12 protein-coding genes are annotated in these 16,728 nt (G+C 62.4%); 11 read left to right on the top strand and 1 reads right to left on the bottom strand.

The genetic code is table 11. The annotated features are described in order from the left end of the window. Positions 1 to 76: 76 nt before the first annotated feature. The 4 genes from ACX9NZ_RS07420 (at position 77) to ACX9NZ_RS07405 (ending at position 6,607) form a co-directional block, all read left to right on the top strand. Positions 77 to 1,612: a DUF5605 domain-containing protein gene (locus tag ACX9NZ_RS07420; RefSeq protein WP_294123620.1), complete on the top strand. Its 1,536-nt coding sequence runs from the start codon at positions 77 to 79 to the stop codon at positions 1,610 to 1,612. A 101-nt stretch (positions 1,613 to 1,713) separates the two neighbouring features. Further along, on the top strand, positions 1,714 to 2,631 hold the full coding sequence (locus tag ACX9NZ_RS07415) for an ROK family protein (protein WP_294123622.1): 918 nt from the start codon (positions 1,714 to 1,716) through the stop codon (positions 2,629 to 2,631). Between the two features lie 206 nt (positions 2,632 to 2,837). Beyond that, positions 2,838 to 3,857 carry a LacI family DNA-binding transcriptional regulator gene (locus tag ACX9NZ_RS07410; protein WP_294123624.1) on the top strand — a complete coding sequence of 340 codons (1,020 nt, stop codon included), beginning with the start codon at positions 2,838 to 2,840 and terminating at the stop codon, positions 3,855 to 3,857. 230 nt (positions 3,858 to 4,087) lie between these two features. Next, a complete protein-coding gene (locus tag ACX9NZ_RS07405) occupies positions 4,088 to 6,607 on the top strand; it encodes a phosphoketolase family protein (protein ID WP_294123626.1) in 2,520 nt (839 codons plus the stop codon). Positions 6,608 to 6,822: 215 nt separating this feature from the next. Here the strand turns inward: ACX9NZ_RS07405 and ACX9NZ_RS07400 are convergent, their stop codons facing one another. Continuing rightward, positions 6,823 to 7,260: a universal stress protein gene (locus ACX9NZ_RS07400; RefSeq protein ID WP_294123628.1), complete on the bottom strand. Its 438-nt coding sequence runs from the start codon at positions 7,258 to 7,260 to the stop codon at positions 6,823 to 6,825. Positions 7,261 to 7,478: 218 nt separating this feature from the next. On the opposite strand from ACX9NZ_RS07400, the gene ACX9NZ_RS07395 reads away from it, so the two are divergent. The 7 genes from ACX9NZ_RS07395 (at position 7,479) to ACX9NZ_RS07365 (ending at position 16,579) form a co-directional block, all read left to right on the top strand. Continuing rightward, positions 7,479 to 8,414, top strand: a complete 936-nt coding sequence (locus tag ACX9NZ_RS07395) for an undecaprenyl-diphosphate phosphatase (protein WP_118652463.1) — start codon at positions 7,479 to 7,481, stop codon at positions 8,412 to 8,414. Positions 8,415 to 8,505: 91 nt separating this feature from the next. Beyond that, the gene (locus ACX9NZ_RS07390) at positions 8,506 to 10,020 is read left to right on the top strand and encodes a M20/M25/M40 family metallo-hydrolase (protein ID WP_294123630.1); all 1,515 of its coding nucleotides are present in this window, start codon (positions 8,506 to 8,508) and stop codon (positions 10,018 to 10,020) included. 9 nt (positions 10,021 to 10,029) lie between these two features. After that, entirely contained in the window at positions 10,030 to 11,361 is a 1,332-nt protein-coding gene (locus ACX9NZ_RS07385) for an MFS transporter (RefSeq protein ID WP_118652465.1), read from the top strand. A gap of 110 nt (positions 11,362 to 11,471) precedes the next feature. Then, on the top strand, positions 11,472 to 11,813 hold the full coding sequence (locus ACX9NZ_RS07380; RefSeq protein WP_294123632.1) for an arsenate reductase family protein: 342 nt from the start codon (positions 11,472 to 11,474) through the stop codon (positions 11,811 to 11,813). Between the two features lie 292 nt (positions 11,814 to 12,105). Continuing rightward, a complete protein-coding gene (pflB, locus tag ACX9NZ_RS07375; protein ID WP_118652469.1) occupies positions 12,106 to 14,220 on the top strand; it encodes a formate C-acetyltransferase in 2,115 nt (704 codons plus the stop codon). A gap of 141 nt (positions 14,221 to 14,361) precedes the next feature. Further along, the gene (gene grcA3, locus ACX9NZ_RS07370; RefSeq protein WP_040360482.1) at positions 14,362 to 14,613 is read left to right on the top strand and encodes an autonomous glycyl radical cofactor GrcA3; all 252 of its coding nucleotides are present in this window, start codon (positions 14,362 to 14,364) and stop codon (positions 14,611 to 14,613) included. Positions 14,614 to 14,989: 376 nt separating this feature from the next. Further along, positions 14,990 to 16,579, top strand: coding sequence for an IS3 family transposase (locus ACX9NZ_RS07365; protein ID WP_407496995.1), 1,590 nt, complete (start codon positions 14,990 to 14,992; stop codon positions 16,577 to 16,579). Positions 16,580 to 16,728: the final 149 nt, after the last annotated feature.

The following is a 16,728-nucleotide window of genomic DNA, read 5'->3' as shown; positions in this document are numbered from 1 at the left end:
TCCTGGAGATACGCCCGGGGAGCTCAAGGTAGCCCCGGGCGCCTGTAGATTGATCATTCCAAAATGGGAGGAAACCATGAAGTCTGTAGAGCAATATAAGGTCTTCAGCGTGGAGCTTGAGGGCACCGCTGAAGGCAATCCATATGTCGACGTGACGTTTGGCGCTCGTTTCGAACGCGCTGACGGCGGGGATGCCGTGGACGTGCCCGGATTCTACAAGGGTGATGGCACTTATGGGGTCAATTTCATGCCCGGAAGCGCTGGCGCGTGGAACTACACCACGCATTCCAGCGACTCCGCCCTCAACGGAGTACAGGGCTCGTTCGAGGTGACGCCGGCGAGCGGGGACAACCATGGTCGCGTGCTTCGTGCCCGCGACGTCCTGCCGCGCGAGGCCCCGTTCAGCACGGAGAACGACTTCACCTTTGCCTATGAGGACGGTACGCGTTACCTGCCCTTTGGTACCACGTGCTACGCGTGGACCAATCAGGACGAGGAGTTTCAAGAGCAGACGCTCGAGACCTTGTCCCACGCCCCGTTCAACAAGATCCGCATGTGCATCTTCCCCAAGTTCTACGACTACAACGTGGAGGATCCGGCGATGTACGCGTTCGAGGGCTCCAAGGGGGCGTTCGACCATACCAAGTTCTACGAGCCGTTTTGGGAGAACCTGGAGAAGCGCATCTCCCAGCTCGACGAGCTTGGCATCCAGGCGGATATTATCCTGCTGCACCCGTATGACAAACCCGAGGACTGGGGCTTCTCCCGCATGACCAAGGATGAGGACGTCTTCTATCTCACGTATGCGGTGCGTCGCCTTGCCGCCTACAAGAACGTGTGGTGGAGCCTCGCGAACGAATGGGATCTCCTGCCCTGGAAGCCGGCGGAGGATTGGGACCTGTACGCTCGCATCGTCATGGCCAACGACCCGTACGGCCACCTGCGCTCAATCCACAACTGCCGCGAGATCTTCGACCATAGCCATCCCTGGATCACCCATGTGAGCTGGCAGCGCTGCGATTTGCAGCGCACCGCCGAGTGCGTGGTCGACTTGCGCGCCCAGTACGGTAAGCCGGTGATCGTTGACGAGGCTGGTTACGAGGGCAACATCAACTGGGGCTGGGGCAACCTCACCGCCGAGGAAGAGGTTCGTCGGTTCTGGGAGGGCTGCTTGCGCGGTGGCTATGTGACCCACGGCGAGACTTTTGTCGACCGCGGACCCAAGCTCTGGTGGGCGCATGGCGGCAAGCTGTACGGCGACTCTCCCGAGCGTATTGCGTTTTGCCGCTCCTACATGGAGTCGCTGCCGAGTGGAATGGATTGGGTTCCCGACGAGATCGGCGTGATTGACGGGACCTTCACCTGGGACGTGACGTGCATGGCCGATTCCATGGGCAAGGGCACCGATGACGTCCTCATGTACTTCGGCTTCTTCCGCCCGGCGTATCGTGAGTTCACCGGAGACGAGGGCAAGCGCTACCAGGTTGACGTTATCGACACGTGGAACATGACCGTCGAGACCCTGCCGCAGACGTTTGAGGGTGCGTTCCGAATCGATCTGCCCAGCCGTCAGTACATGATGTTGCGCGTGCGCACGGTCAAGGCGGAGTAGCCGTACTGCCTCGACTCGAGGTTGCCCCCGTTCGGCCGCATTGCGCGCTCGCACGGTGGCCGCACGTCTTACACGGGCGGCATGTAGATGAAGGAAAAGGGATGGACGAGTTTTTTGGTATTGATATCGGCGGGACGAGCGTTAAGTGGGCGGTCCTCGGAGAAGATTTCTCCATTCGCGAGCGTGGGTCTATCCCAACGGATTTCTCCACTGCGGAAGAGGCGGTCTCGACCCTCATGGAGATCGTCGAGCCGTACGCGGACCGTGTCCGGGCGATTGGCGTGAGCGCCCCCGGAGGCATTTACGAGGGGGATCCGGACGGCGTGATCCATCGGGGCGGTGCGCTCACCTATATGGACGGTTGCCCAGTGGGCAGACTGCTGCGCGAGCGCTTCGACATGCCGGTCGCCGTGGACAACGACGGCAAGTGCTGCGCTCTGGGCGAGTATGCCGCGGGCGCCCTGCGCGGCGCCTCCACGGGCGTTGTGCTCGCGATCGGCACGGGCATCGGCGGCGGCATCGTCGTGGACGGCAGGGTCCTGCGCGGCGCCAATGGATTCGCGGGCGAGTTCAGCTTCATCCGCAACGACGCGCAGGCGCCGGTCTCCATGGGGAACATCTTCGGCGGGACGGGTAGCTGGCGCACGCTGGTGGCCCTCATGCTCTCCGAAAAGGGCCTGGAGGACGACGGCACGGTGGACGGGCGCAGGGCGTTCGAGTGGGTCGCCGCGGGCGACGAGGCCGCACGGCGCGGGCTCGATCGCTACGCGCTCATGTTCGACAACATGCTGCTCAACCTCCAGGCCGTTCTTGATCCGAACGTGTTCGCCATCGCGGGCGGTATCAGCTGCCACCCCGAGCTCATGGAGGCACTCGAGAGGCAGATGGAAGTCGCGCTCTCGGGCTTCGCGGGTCCGCTCGCCGGGTTCCCGAGGCCCAACGTGGTCGCCGCTCAGCTCGGTAACGACGCCAACCTGTACGGTGCCGTTCAGGGCGCGATGCGTCTGGCGCAGTCTTAGCGTGCTGTTGGCTCAACGCGCGTCGAGCAGCATCCCTCTAGCCACGACGCGCTGGTGATCCTCGAACCGCTCGCGTAGGCTGGCGACCGTGCGGGGCGTGCGACCGACCGTTCAGTGGTAAAACCGTTGACCAAGTCGTGTATGTGCGGCAATATTGCAACGGGCGTCGGCATGTGCCGACGTCCGTCTTTTTTACGGGAGGGAATATGGCCGCCAAGGTGACACTCAAGGAAATCGCCCAAGAAGTGGGATTGTCCCCTTCGGCCGTGTCTTTGGTTCTCAACGACCGCCCGTGCCGCATTTCCGAAGAAAACCGCAAGCGGATCAAAGAGGTCGCGGCGCGCAAACGCTATGTCCCCAACCAAATCGCCCGTAGCTTGGTTATGCAGCAATCCAGGACGTTCGGCCTGATCGTCCCCAACATCGAGAGCCGGTTCTTCTCCTCGCTCGCCCGAAACTTGGAGGTCAGGTGCCGCGAGCGGGGGTATGCCCTCTTCATCATGAATTCCGATGTGTCCTCTGAACATGAGGAAGAGATCGTACGTCTGCTGGTCAATCGCGGCGTGGACGGCCTGATGTTGGTGACGGCGCATGAGATCGATGCCGATGAGCAGCTCGTCGAGAGCCTCGCATCGCTGCCGGTTCCCTTGGTGATGGTGGACCGTTTTATCGAGGGCGTGAGCTGCGATAGGGTTCGCTTCGACAGCGAGCTTGGCGGTTTTCTCGCCACCGATTGCCTGCTGCAACAGGGCCATACGCGCATCGCATGTCTAGTTAACACCTCTTCACACACCGGCAACGCGCGCCTTACGGGATATCGGCGTGCACTGGAGTCCCACGGTGTTTCCGTGGATGATTCCCTGGTGTTCGAGAGCGACTACTATATCGCCGACGGTGCGGCGGCAACGGAGCGGGTGCTCGGCACCGATGCGACGGCGGTCTTTGCGAGTTCGGACAACATTGCTCTTGGAGCGCTGAAGTGCCTGTATGCGCACGGCAAGCGCGTGCCGCGCGATTATTCGCTCGTGAGCTACGACAACTCCGCTGCGGACGCCCTATTCGAGCCGGCTTTGACGGCGATCGAGCAAAACGTCTCGAAGCTCGCCGACAACGCGATGGAACTGCTGCTCTCTCGAATCGGGGAGGGTGCCGACCGCGCATTCGAGGACCGCGTGCTGGCTCCGCGCTTGGTATGCCAGGCAAGTGTCGCACCCATTGCAAACTAGCCGCGACCCGTGCGTGCGGACATGCGGCGCGCTGCCGCATGCACCTGCGAGCCGTTCATCCGAACCATATCTAATCAAATTGCCAACAGGGTAAACAATAGCAAACAGAATTATAGATATTTAGAAAAAACGTTTTATCATTTCTGATAAAACGTTTTATCGTTTACACTCGGCTTAACGATATTCGAAAGGCGGAACGATGTCCCGCCTTTGCGTGGGAGGAATAAGCCATGACTCAACCCGTGATCGGCACCCCGTGGACCAAGCTCGACGGTCCGGTGAGCGCGGAGGCGCTTTCCGGCGTGGATAAGTACTGGCGTTGCGCCAACTACCTGTCCGTCGGTCAGATCTACCTTCGCTCCAATCCTCTCATGCGCCCCGATTGGACCGATGCCAAGACGGGGGAGCAGCGCGATTTCGGCCGCGTCGACGTCAAGCATCGCCTGGTGGGCCATTGGGGCACCACCCCGGGCATCAACTTTCTGTTCGGCCACGTGAACCGCCTGATCGCCGACCACGGCCAGAACACCATCTTCCTCATGGGGCCCGGGCACGGCGGTCCCGCGGGCACCGCGCAGTCCCTGCTCGACGGCACCTACCGTGAAATCCGCCCCGACATCACGGATGATGAGGCGGGCCTCGAGAAGTTCTTCCGCCAGTTCTCGTACCCTGGCGGTATCCCGAGCCATTTCGCGCCCGAGACCCCCGGTTCCATCCACGAGGGCGGCGAGCTCGGCTACACGCTGAGCCATGCATTCGGCGCGGTGATGGACAATCCGAGCCTGCTCGCCGTGGCGGTGGTGGGCGATGGCGAGGCCGAGACCGCGGCGCTGGCGACCTCGTGGCAGTCGAACAAGCTCGTCAACCCCAAGACCGATGGCATCGTCCTGCCCGTTTTGCACCTCAACGGCTACAAGATCGCGAACCCCACTATCCTAGCGCGCATCTCCGACGAGGAACTCACCAAGTTCTTCGAGGGCATGGGGTACGAGCCCCACTTCTTCGTCGCCGGATTCGACAACGAGCCGCACGCCTCCATCCATGCGCGCTTCGCAGGCCTGCTTGAGGAGGTCTTTGGCAAGATCTGCGACATCAAGGCCAACGCCGAGATGGGTGACGAGACCCGTCCCGTGTACCCGATGATCGTCTTCCGCACGCCCAAGGGCTGGACATGCCCCAAGCACATCGACGGCAAGAAGACCGAGGACTCCTGGCGCGCGCATCAGGTCCCGCTGGCGGACGCCCGCGACACCCACGAGCATTTCCGCGTGCTGCGCTCTTGGCTGCGCTCCTATGAGCCGGAGGAGCTCTTCACGCCTGAGGGGCAGATCCGCGATGAGGTCACGGCGTTCATGCCCGAGGGGAATCTGCGCATCGGCGCCAACCCCAACGCCAACGGTGGCACGGTTCGCCGCGAGCTCGTGCTGCCCGACGTCCACGCTCATGAGGTCCCGGTGGCGGAGAAGGGTCACGGCTGGGGCGCGACCGAGGCGGCGCGCGTGTTTGGTGCCTACACCGCCGACGTTCTCGCCGCGAATGACGACTTCCGCATCTTCGGCCCCGACGAGACGGCGTCGAACCGCCTGCAGGACGCCTACGCCGCCACCAAGAAGCAGTGGCTCGCGGGTCATTACGCGGATGCCGACAACGACGACCTGCTCGCGCCTTCGGGCCGCGTGATCGAGCAGCTCTCCGAGCACCAGTGCGAGGGCTTCCTCGAGGCGTACGTGCTCACCGGCCGCCACGGTGTGTGGTCAAGCTACGAGAGCTTCGTCCATGTGGTCGACTCCATGGTGAACCAGCACTGCAAGTGGCTCGAGGCATGTCGCCGCGAGATCCCATGGCGCGCTCCGATCTCCGGTCTGAACATCCTGCTCTCCAGCCATGTGTGGCGCCAAGATCACAACGGATTCTCCCATCAGGACCCGGGCTTCATCGACGTCCTGCTCAACAAGGCGAACGACACGCACGTGGTGAACGCCTATTACCCCTGCGATGCGAACATGGCACTCGCGGTTGCGGAGCGCGTCTACCGGTCCACGGATTGCGTGAACGCGATCTTCTGCGGCAAGCAGCCTGCGCCGACCTTCGTGACCGTGGGCGAGGCGCGCGCTGAGCTCGAGGAGGGCCTGGCCGCTTGGGAGTGGGCGAGCACTGCGGAAAACCTGGAAGACGCCGACATGGTCATCGCCACGTGCGGTGATGTGCCCACGCTCGAGGCGCTTGCCGCCGTGGACCTGCTACGCGGCCATGGTGTCAAGGTGTGGTTCGTGAACGTGGTCGACCTGCTTAAGATTCAGAACGCCTGCGAGAACGATCAGGCGATTTCGGACGACCGCTTCACCGAGTTCTTCGGCACGGGCGAGAAGCCGGTCCTGTTCTGCTTCCACGCCTACGCCGGTACGATTCGCCGTCTGGTGTGGGCGCGTCCCGGCCATGACGCTTGGTGCGTCCACGGCTACGAGGAGAAGGGCTCCACGACCACGCCGTTCGACATGCTGCGCCTGAACAACATGGACCGCTGGGCGCTTGCGGCGGAGGCCCTGCGCCTGATCGACGGCGCTCGCGGGGAGTCCGAGCATGCCGAGCAGATCGAGGCATGGGAGGCGTTCCGCCTCGAGGCGTTCGAGTTCGCCGTGGAGGAGGGCTACGACCATCCCGCGTTCACCGATTGGGTGTGGCCCGATGCCGCCGCCAACACCGAGTCGGCGCTCAATGCCACCCAACTCACCGCCGGTGACAACGAGTAGCCGGCTTTCCCGAACGGTCATATATGAAAACGGTGCATCGCCTGTATGGGTGATGCACCGTTTGACGTTTGCTCGAGTTTTAAGTTCTCGCGAAGTATAAAGCGAACGACCGGGATGGGTATTTCTTGAGCAAACATTCCGCAGGAAAGCCACCCGAAGGTGGCTTTCCAAGGACGTTTGCGAAGGAATTACCCATCCCGGACGGTGGGGAGCGACTACTTCACGACCAGGATGTCGCAATCGGTGTTGCGCAGCAGGAACGTGGAGATCGACCCGAGCAGCGCGTACTTGATGGAGGACAGGCCGCGGGCGCCGCAGAGTACGAGGTCGGGCTTGATCACGTCGAGCATCTCGTCCTTGAGCGTTTCGCGTATGCGCCCGGCGCGGATCATGACCTCGACGGAGGGAATCGCCTCGTTCGCCTTGGCCTCCTCGACCTGGGCCGCGATGGAGTTGGTAAAGGCATCCTGCAGGCCCTGGATCAGATCGGCGGGGTAGGATCCAGCGGATTCGAGCGCAGTCGAATCGATGACATGACCGATAACAAGAGCAGCGCCGTTGTTCGCGGCGACTTTGATGGCGCGTGCGAGCACGAAATCCTGCTGGTCGGTACCGTCAAGGGCAACAAATACCTTGGAATAACCTTCGTGCATGGTGACCTCCTTGGCCTGTGGCGGGCTTCCGTGTACCCACCGTTTGGTGCTTTACCATGCCACAGTTATACCCAATTGCCCGTTTCCGGTGCGTAACATGCCGCGAACGGCGTGCTTTTTCGGTGCAGCGGGCGAAGAGGGGCGATAATAGGCGGAAGAATGATTTGACTGCGCCACGCTTGCGGTCATGTTATACGGTTGAAACTGGGGGAGGTCCTTTGGACGTCATCGAACTGCTTAAATCCGCGTTTCTCGGTTTGGTCGAGGGCATCACGGAGTGGCTGCCTATCTCCTCGACGGGGCACATGATCTTGGTCGACGAGTTCATCAAGCTCAACGTCACCGAGGAATTCTGGAACATGTTCCTCGTCGTGATCCAGCTTGGCGCTATTCTCGCCGTTTGCGTGCTCTTCCTGCGCGACCTGCTGCCCTTTGGCTTTGGCAAGACGAAGCAGGAGCGCCGCGACACGTGGAGCCTGTGGGGCAAGATCATCGTGGGCTGCCTGCCTGCGGCGATCATCGGCATCCCGCTCGATGACTTCATGGAGGAGCACCTCTATAACGCGTGGGTCGTCGCTGCGGCGCTCATCGTCTATGGCGTCGCGTTCATCGTGATCGAGCGCTGGCGCGCCAAGAAGCTTGCGGCGCGCGTGGCCGAGGAAGCCGCGGCGAACGCCCGTCCCGGGGGAGCCCACTTTGCGGCTCCCGCCGTCGCTATCGAGCCCACGCAAGGCGGCGACTTTGGCTCCATCACCTCGCTCGAGGATCTCTCTTACAAGACCGCCCTTGGCATCGGCTGCTTCCAGGTGCTCTCGCTTATTCCCGGTACCTCGCGCTCCGGCTCCACCATCATCGGCGGCCTGCTGTTGGGCACCACGCGTTCCGTTGCCGCCAAGTTTACGTTCTTCTTGGCGATTCCCGTCATGTTCGGTGCGAGCTTCCTCAAGCTCGTCAAGTTCTTCCTCAAGGGCGGCGTGTTCGACGCGAGCGGTCTGGCCATCCTCGGTGTGGGTTGCGCCGTCGCTTTTGTGGTCTCGCTCATTGCGATCAAGTGGCTCATGGGATTTGTCCGCCGTCACGATTTCACAGCGTTCGGCATCTACCGCATTGTGCTCGGCATCGCGGTGCTGGGGTATTTTGCTCTACTTGCCTAAAGTACGTGCTACCATTTCGTAGACGGATAACGAAAACTGAAGGCGCGCTGTCCGAGGGGGCGGCGCGCCTTCTCATGTACGAGGAGGAGCCATGGGCAAGATGGGCACGACGGTGGCGCTGGCAGGTGCCGCAGTGGGCGCGGTGGCGGGTGTCACGGCAATTGCATGTGCGAAGCGCGCAGCGGGCCTGCGTCCGAGTGCGCCCGCGGGTACACCGCTCACAGCAGAGGGCTACCACGCGGGGGATGACGCGGTCGAGCGATTCCGGGCGCTCCTGCGGGTGCCCACCATCTCGCGCGACGATCCGGCACTCGTGGATCGCACGCCCTTCGAGGCCTGGGTGCCCACCCTGCGCGAGCAGTTCCCCCGCGTGTTCGAGGTGTGCGAACTCACCATGTTCGACGAGTTCGGCCTGCTCATGCGTTGGCCTGGTGCTGATTCCGCCCTCGACCCGATCGTGCTCATGGCACATCAGGACGTAGTGCCAACTGAGGGTCAGGCGTGGGACCACGACCCGTTTGCCGCCGAGATCCACGACGGCGAGATCTGGGCCCGTGGTTCGCTCGACACTAAGAACATCGCCGCGGCGATCTTCGAGTCGATGAACGTGTTGATCGGTGAGGGCTATGTGCCTCCGCGCGACGTCTGGTATTTCTCGTCGAACGGCGAGGAGGTTGCGGGTCCGGCTGCGCGGCAGGCGGTTGCGTGGATGCGCGAGCACGGCATCCACCCCTATATGGTGATGGATGAGGGCGGCGCGGTGGCGACAGACGCCCCCTTGGGCGTGGAGGAGCCCGTGGCGATGGTCGGGGTCTCCGAGAAAGGGCATGTCGACCTCAAGGTCACGGCGCGCGCCGATGGCGGCCACGCATCGACGCCCGCCGAGAACGACGCCCCGCGCCTGCTCGCCCGCGTGTGCGAGCATATCGCCGCGAATCCCGGTAAGCCCGAGTTCACGCGCGCCCTCGACGCGACCCTCATGGAGCTTGCGAGCCGCAGTTCGACCCTGTACCGCATGGTGTTTTCAAATCTGTGGCTGACGCGTCCACTCGTATCGAAGATCATGTCGTCGAATCCCGAGATGGGTGCGATGATCCGCACCACCTACGCCCTCACCCAGTTGCAGGGCTCGCCGGCCCACAACGTGCTCCCCACGGTGGCAACGGCGAACTTCAACGTCCGTATCGCCCCGTTCGAGACGGTCACGGATGCTATCAACCGCGCCCGTGAGCGCGCGGAGGAGGCGTGCCGAGCGTGCGGCGTGAGCCCCGACCACGTCACCATCGAGATCGAGCAGGCCGTGCCCTACACTGAGCCCGCGCCCGTGAGCCCGTTCGAGGACGACCCCGCTTTCGATTACCTGCATCGCTGCGTCGCGGGAGTGTATCCCGAGGCGGGCTTTGCGCCGTACGTGCAGAACTCCTGCACGGATTCCCGGGAGTTCTGCGAGATTTGCGAGCGCGTGTACCGCTTTGGCGGCTTTATCTACTCGGGTGAGGCCCGCTCGCTGCTGCATACGGCGAATGAGCGCATCGGCGTGGACGTGTACAAGCGCGGGATCGAGTTCTACATGGCGTTCCTGCGCAATCTCGACGAGCTTCGATAGGGGATGAACATGGCTGGAGAGAACAAGGCCCGCACCTCCCGAGCGCCCAGGCTCGATTACGCGCATGTCGCGCTCGCCTCGCTGCCGTTCATGGGCATGATCAGCTTCTGGCAGGTCTTTGACGGCATCGTTCCCAAGATGCTCACGGGGACGTTCGGCTTGGACAATATGACTACCGGTGCCGTCATGGCGATCGACAACGTGTTCGGTCTCGTGCTGCTACCCCTGTTCGGCATCCTGTCCGACCGCTGTGCAAGCCGCCTCGGTCGCCGCACGCCGTTCATCCTGATCGGGTCGGTGATTGCCGCTTTCAGCGTGCCGCTTATCGCCGTCGCCAACGGGATGCGCAGCCTGCCGCTGCTCATCTTCGCAATCCTCCTCACGTTGTTCGCCATCTGCATGTACCGCACCATGACCGTCGCGATCGTGTGCGATATCACGCCACGCCCGCTGCGCACCAAGGCCGATTCGATCCAAAAGATGGTGGGCTACGCGGGCACGGGCGCGATGCTCGTGGCGATTGCGGTGATGGTGCCCTCCGGTGACATGCCCAACTACATTCCGCTGTTCATGCTGCAGGCGCTCGTCATCCTGGGTTCTGCGGTGGTGTACGCCATCCGTGTGCGCGAGCCACAGCTCGTGCAAAAAATGCATGACGAGAGCCTTAAGATGGGGATCGAGGAGTCCGAGATCATGGTCGACGACTCACCCGAGGCAGGCGGCCGTGCGAAGATCACCGACCGCTCCGTACTCTTTTCGATTGCGATGCTCTTGGCCGCAACTTTTTTCTATTACATGAGCTACAACGCCATGACCACGAATATCTCGCGTTATGCTGATATGTTTTACAACATGGAGGGCGGCAGCTACGCGATTATCAACATCGTGACAATAGTTGGCGCGCTCTCGGGATATGTGCCGCTTGCTAACCTCTCGCTCAAGGTGGGACGTAAGCGCGTTGCCGTGGCGTCGGCGCTCGTCATGGCTCTTGCACCGGTAGCCCTGTGGCTTATTCCCGGGTTCAGCCCCGTCTTCTACCTCGTGTTCCTCGCCATAGGCATCGCGCTGGGCGGCGTTGACATGTGCGTGTACACCATGCTGCTCGAGGTGGTGGACGCGAACAGCGTTGGTCGCTACTCGGGCTACTACTACACGGTCTCGATGGCGGCGCAGGTGGCGACCCCCATCCTGTCGGGCATCGTAATGGATGTCGCCCCCGGTTTGCTCTTCGCCTACATCGCGCTCATGGGCATCTTCATGCTGTTTGCTATCGCGGCAGCGCGCCATGGCGACACGGTCCTGATTGACGAGGTCGCGCGCCGCGAATCGGCCTCGGCGTAAACGTCGGAGCGCTTCCTGCGGGCGGACGGCGCTCCGGCCCCCGCTTGTCGTGCCGACGTTCTGGCATACTGTGCGCATGCGAGACCATGACCACGAGAGGCGGAGGCCCTATGAACATCCAGATCTTCGGCACCAAGAAGAGCTTCGACACCAAGAAGGCGCAGCGCTACTTCAAAGAGCGGCGCATCAAGTTCCAGTTCATCGACTTGCGCGAGAAGGAGATGAGCAAGGGCGAGCTCCAGAGCGTGATGCGCGCGGCCGGCGGCATCGACGCCGTGATCGACCAGGGCGCCAAGGACCAGGACACCGTCGCGTTGATCACCTACCTGGCGGAGAGCCAGAAGTTCGACAAGCTCCTCGAGAACCAGCAGGTCCTTCGCGAGCCCATCGTGCGCAACGGCGCCAAGGCGACCGTGGGGTATTGCCCCGAGGTCTGGAAGACCTGGGAGTAGGGGACGGTGGCCACGGAAGGGCTGCGTGGAAGGACCTACACGCGGGAGGCTCTGGAGCAGCCTAGAACGATAAAATGAACGAGAAAAAGTCCCAATTACGATAAACCGAATCACCTGCGGCTATGGTATCCTTGCAAGCGTGAATAAATCTTCGGCCAACGGTTGCTATTTTCACTCAAACGCGCGCGTTTTTTCGGCGAGTGGCGCATGGGGATGGCTGGCCGCTGTTCGGGGATGCCGGATATCGGGGCGAGAGCCGTCCCGACAGCACGACAAGGAGCGTGGTCAGGTAATGCAGGAGGCATGGGAAGGCTTCGAGGACGGTAATTGGACCAAAGAGGTCGACGTCCGCGACTTCATCCAGAAGAACTATACCCCCTACGAGGGCGACGAGTCGTTCCTGGTGGGCCCCACCGAGCGCACCACCAAGCTGTGGGACGACGTCATGGCCCTTATGCTCAAGGAGCGTGAGCAGGGCGGCGTTCTCGACATGGACACCAAGGTCGTGACCGGTATCCTGTCGCACCCGGCCGGCTACATCGACGCCGAGCATCCCGAGCGCGAGACCATTGTCGGTCTCCAGACCGACAAGCCGCTCAAGCGCGCCTTGCACGTCAACGGCGGTATCCGCATCGCCTGCCAGGCCGCTTCCCAGCACGGCTATGAGGTCGACCCCGAGATCGTCGACTTCTACACCAACAAGCGCAAGACGCACAACGCCGGCGTGTTCGACGTGTACAAGCCCGAGATGCGCGCTTGCCGCTCCGCCCACATCATCACCGGCCTGCCGGATGGCTACGGCCGTGGCCGCATCATCGGCGACTACCGTCGCGTGGCCCTGTACGGCGTTGACGCCCTGATCAAGGACAAGCAGGCTCAGAAGTCCTCCACCCCCTCCGTCATGAACGAGGACAACATTCGCCTGCGCGAGGAGCTCTCCGAGCAGATTCGCTCGCTGCAGCAGCTTATCGAGCTCGGTAAGCTCTACGGCTTCGACATCGCCCGCCCGGCTGCCAACACCCAGGAGGCCATCCAGTGGATGTACCTCGCCTATCTGGCTGCCGTGAAGGATCAAAACGGCGCCGCCATGTCCATTGGCCGCACCTCCACCTTCATCGACATCTACGCCGAGCGCGACCTCAAGAATGGCACTTTCACCGAGGAGCAGATCCAGGAGTTCGTCGACCACTTCATCATGAAGCTCCGCATGGTCAAGTTCGCTCGTACCCCCGAGTACCAGAACCTCTTCTCGGGCGACCCGCAGTGGGTCACCGAGTCTATTGGCGGCATGGGTGTTGACGGCCGTACCCTCGTCACCAAGATGAGCTACCGCTACCTCCATACGCTCGAGACGATGGGCACCTCCCCGGAGCCGAACCTGACCGTCCTGTGGTCCACGCACCTGCCGCAGGCCTTCAAGGAGTTCTGCGCCAAGACCTCCATCGCCTCCTCGTCCATCCAGTACGAGAACGACGACGTCATGCGCGTGTACCACGGCGACGACTACGCCATCGCCTGCTGCGTGTCCTCCATGCGCGTCGGTAAGGAGATGCAGTTCTTCGGCGCTCGCGCCAACCTCGCCAAGTGCCTTCTGTACGCACTCAACGGCGGTGTGGACGAGGTCTCCCACAAGCAGATCGGCCCTAAGTACCGTCCGGTCGAGGGCGACACGCTCGACTTCGATGACGTCATGAGCAAGTACAAGGACATGATGAAGTGGCTTGCCGGCGTGTACGTGAACACGCTGAACATCATCCACTATATGCACGACAAGTACTGCTACGAGGCCATTCAGATGGCCCTGCACGACAAGGACGTCCATCGCTGGTTCGCAACGGGCATCGCCGGCCTCTCCGTCGTGGCCGACTCCCTGTCTGCCATTAAGTACGCCAAGGTTCACCCCGTCCGCGACGAGCAGGGTGTCATCGTCGACTTCAACATCGAGGGCGACTTCCCCAAGTACGGCAACGATGACGACCGCGTCGACACTCTTGCCCACGACATCGTGCATGAGTTCATGGAGTGCATCCGTCGTCACGAGACCTACCGCAACTCCGTGCCCACCACCTCTGTCCTCACCATCACCTCCAATGTGGTGTATGGCAAGAACACCGGCGCCACGCCCGATGGCCGTAAGGCCGGCGTGCCGTTCGCCCCGGGTGCCAACCCGATGCACCAGCGCGACAGCCATGGCGCCATCGCGTCTCTGAGCTCGGTTTCCAAGCTTCCGTTCCGCGACGCGCAGGACGGCATTTCCAACACCTTCTCCATCGTGCCGGGCGCGCTGGGCAAGGAGGACGAGGTCTTCTTTGGCGACATCGACCTCGGTGACATCGAGTTCGAGAACCCGGTTGCTTGCTGCGATTGCACCGACTCCTCCGCTCCTGAGGGCTCTGAGGATCGCTAAGATCGCGGGCCACGTGGTCCGTCTGTAATGTTTCCGCGCCGGTCGTAATTCTGGCGTACCGGCGCGGCATCTACTGATATACTTTCAGTAACAATTCCTATTCTGGCGCGTTGGGGCGTCAAACAAGAAAAGGAGAACACCATGAAGGTCGCTGATATCCCGCAGGCGCAGGCCGACAATCTCGTGAGCATGATCGACGCGTACGCCGAGAAGGGTGGCCACCACCTGAACGTCAACGTGTTCAACCGTGACACGCTTCTCGACGCCCAGGCCCATCCGGAGAAGTACCCGCAGCTCACCGTGCGTGTTTCCGGCTATGCCGTTAACTTCCACAACCTCACGAAGGATCAGCAGGACGAGGTCATCTCCCGTACCTTCCACGAGGGCTTCTAATTCGCGATAGCAGAGCGAATGTGACGAGACGGGCGCCAGGATAACCTGGCGCCCGTCTTTGCGCATGGGGGCTTCCAATGACCCATTGAAGATATGAGTTTACAACAATCGACAATGTGTACCGCCGGGTAGCGTGTCTATCCCAAAGCGTGTTCGTTTCAGCGCGTATCCGCGTACAATTGCGCGAAATGTGGGATCAACGCCGGCATGCGAGCAGATCTGATCGTTAAACATGGCGCAAATGCGCAAGGGCACCGATCTGGCATCGCCAAATCGCCATTAAGACGCGAAATTTGGTACACATTGTCGTTTTTTGTATGTCAAAGCGGGACTGCGGTGGAGAACTTGGACCAAAGGAGTTCAAGGAGGCCATCGCATGGCATACAGCGAGGAGCAGAGAAGGAGCGCCCTCGAGACATTCATCAGGTTCGACCATAGCTATGCTGACACAATTGCCGAGCTGGGGTATCCCAACCGGGGGACGCTCAGGGGCTGGTGGAGGGAATACGAGAGGACCGGCGTGGTGCCTGTCCGGAAGTCCGTCTCCGACCCGACATACACCGACGCGATGAAGCGCGCCGCGGTCGACTATTACCTCGGCCATGGCAGGAGCCTGGCACGGACGGCGAGGGCGCTCGGCTATCCCAAGAGCCGCCAGCTGCTCGGCGAGTGGATCGACGAATATGCGCCGGGCCAGAGGAAACGCAGGGGCCCGAGCCCGGATCGGGGCCCCGTGCCCCTGGAAAGGAAGGTGCAGGTGGTCGCGGAGCTCGAGGCCAGGACGGGCACGGCGGCGGAGGTCGCCGAGCGGAACGGCGTGTCGCGGACCGCGCCTTACGCATGGCGCAGGGAGATCATGGGCCATAATGGAGGGAGACACCAGGAGAAAGGGCTTCCCGTGGCCAAGGAGATCGACGAGCTTCCCGACGACATCGGGCAGCTGCAGGACATGCTGAGAGAGGCGAAGGCGCGCCTCAGACAGGTGCAGCTCGAGCTGGACGTGCGCGAGGCGACCCTCGAGATCGTAAAAAAAGACCCGGGCACCGACCCGAACCGGCTGACGAACAGGGAGAAGGCGTCGATGGTGGAGGCGCTGAGGGGGAGGTGGAGCCTCCGGGAGCTGCTGGCCGCCGTGGGCATGGCCAAGAGCAGCTATGAGTACGCGAAGGGGGCCCTGGCCAGGGGCGAGGGCCCGGAGCGCGCCGCCGCCCGGGAGGCCGTCAGGGCCGCATTCGAGGAGAGCGGCGGGACCTACGGATACAGGCGCATATATGCGCAGGTCAACTCCGGGGCCGGGCCGGATGCGGGGATCGGCGAGTGGACCGTGCGCAGCATCATGAGGCAGGAGGGCCTCGCCGCCCGCGCGCCCAAGAGGAGGAGGCGCTACAGCTCCTATGCGGGCGAGATATCGGAGGCCCCCGGCAACCTGCTGAGGGACGAGGATGGGAAGCACCATTTCGGCGCGAACAGGCCAAACGAGCTGTGGGTCACCGACGTGACGGAGTTCCGCATCCCGGCAGGGAAGGTGTACCTGTCGCCCATCGTGGACTGCTTCGACGGCATGCCGATCAGCTGGTCGTCGTCCACCTCCCCCGACGCCGAGATGGCGAACTCCTCGCTGCTGGAGGCATGCAGGCAGCTGCGCGAGGGCGAGCATCCCAAGGTGCACAGCGACCGCGGCTGCCACTACCGCTGGCCCGGCTGGCTGAGGATATGCGAGGAGCATGGGCTGGTGAGGTCGATGTCCAGGAAGGGGTGCAGCCCGGACAACGCGAGGGCGGAGGGCTTCTTCGGGAGGCTCAAGGTGGAGTTCTTCTATGGGCAGGACTGGTCCGGGGTGACCATGGAGGAGTTCATGGGCAGGCTCGATGCCTACCTGTCGTGGTACCGTGACGGGAGGCTCAAGAGCAATCTGGGCTACATGAGCCCGGCGCAGTACCGTCGGAGCCTGGGACTTGCAGCGTAGGGAACGGTCCAACTTTTCCGCCGCAGCCCCAGCTGATGGCTTAGGCGATCTTCATTGCGGCTGCGAGGAAGATTTCGCTGAAGGCGTTGGGGCAATGGATGTCCAACAGGGTATGATACCTAGCGGTTAAATGTGACTGCGTTGGATAC

The sequence above is a fragment of the Collinsella sp. BM28 genome (assembly GCF_054551995.1).
This window is presented reverse-complemented; position numbering and strand designations above follow the sequence as displayed.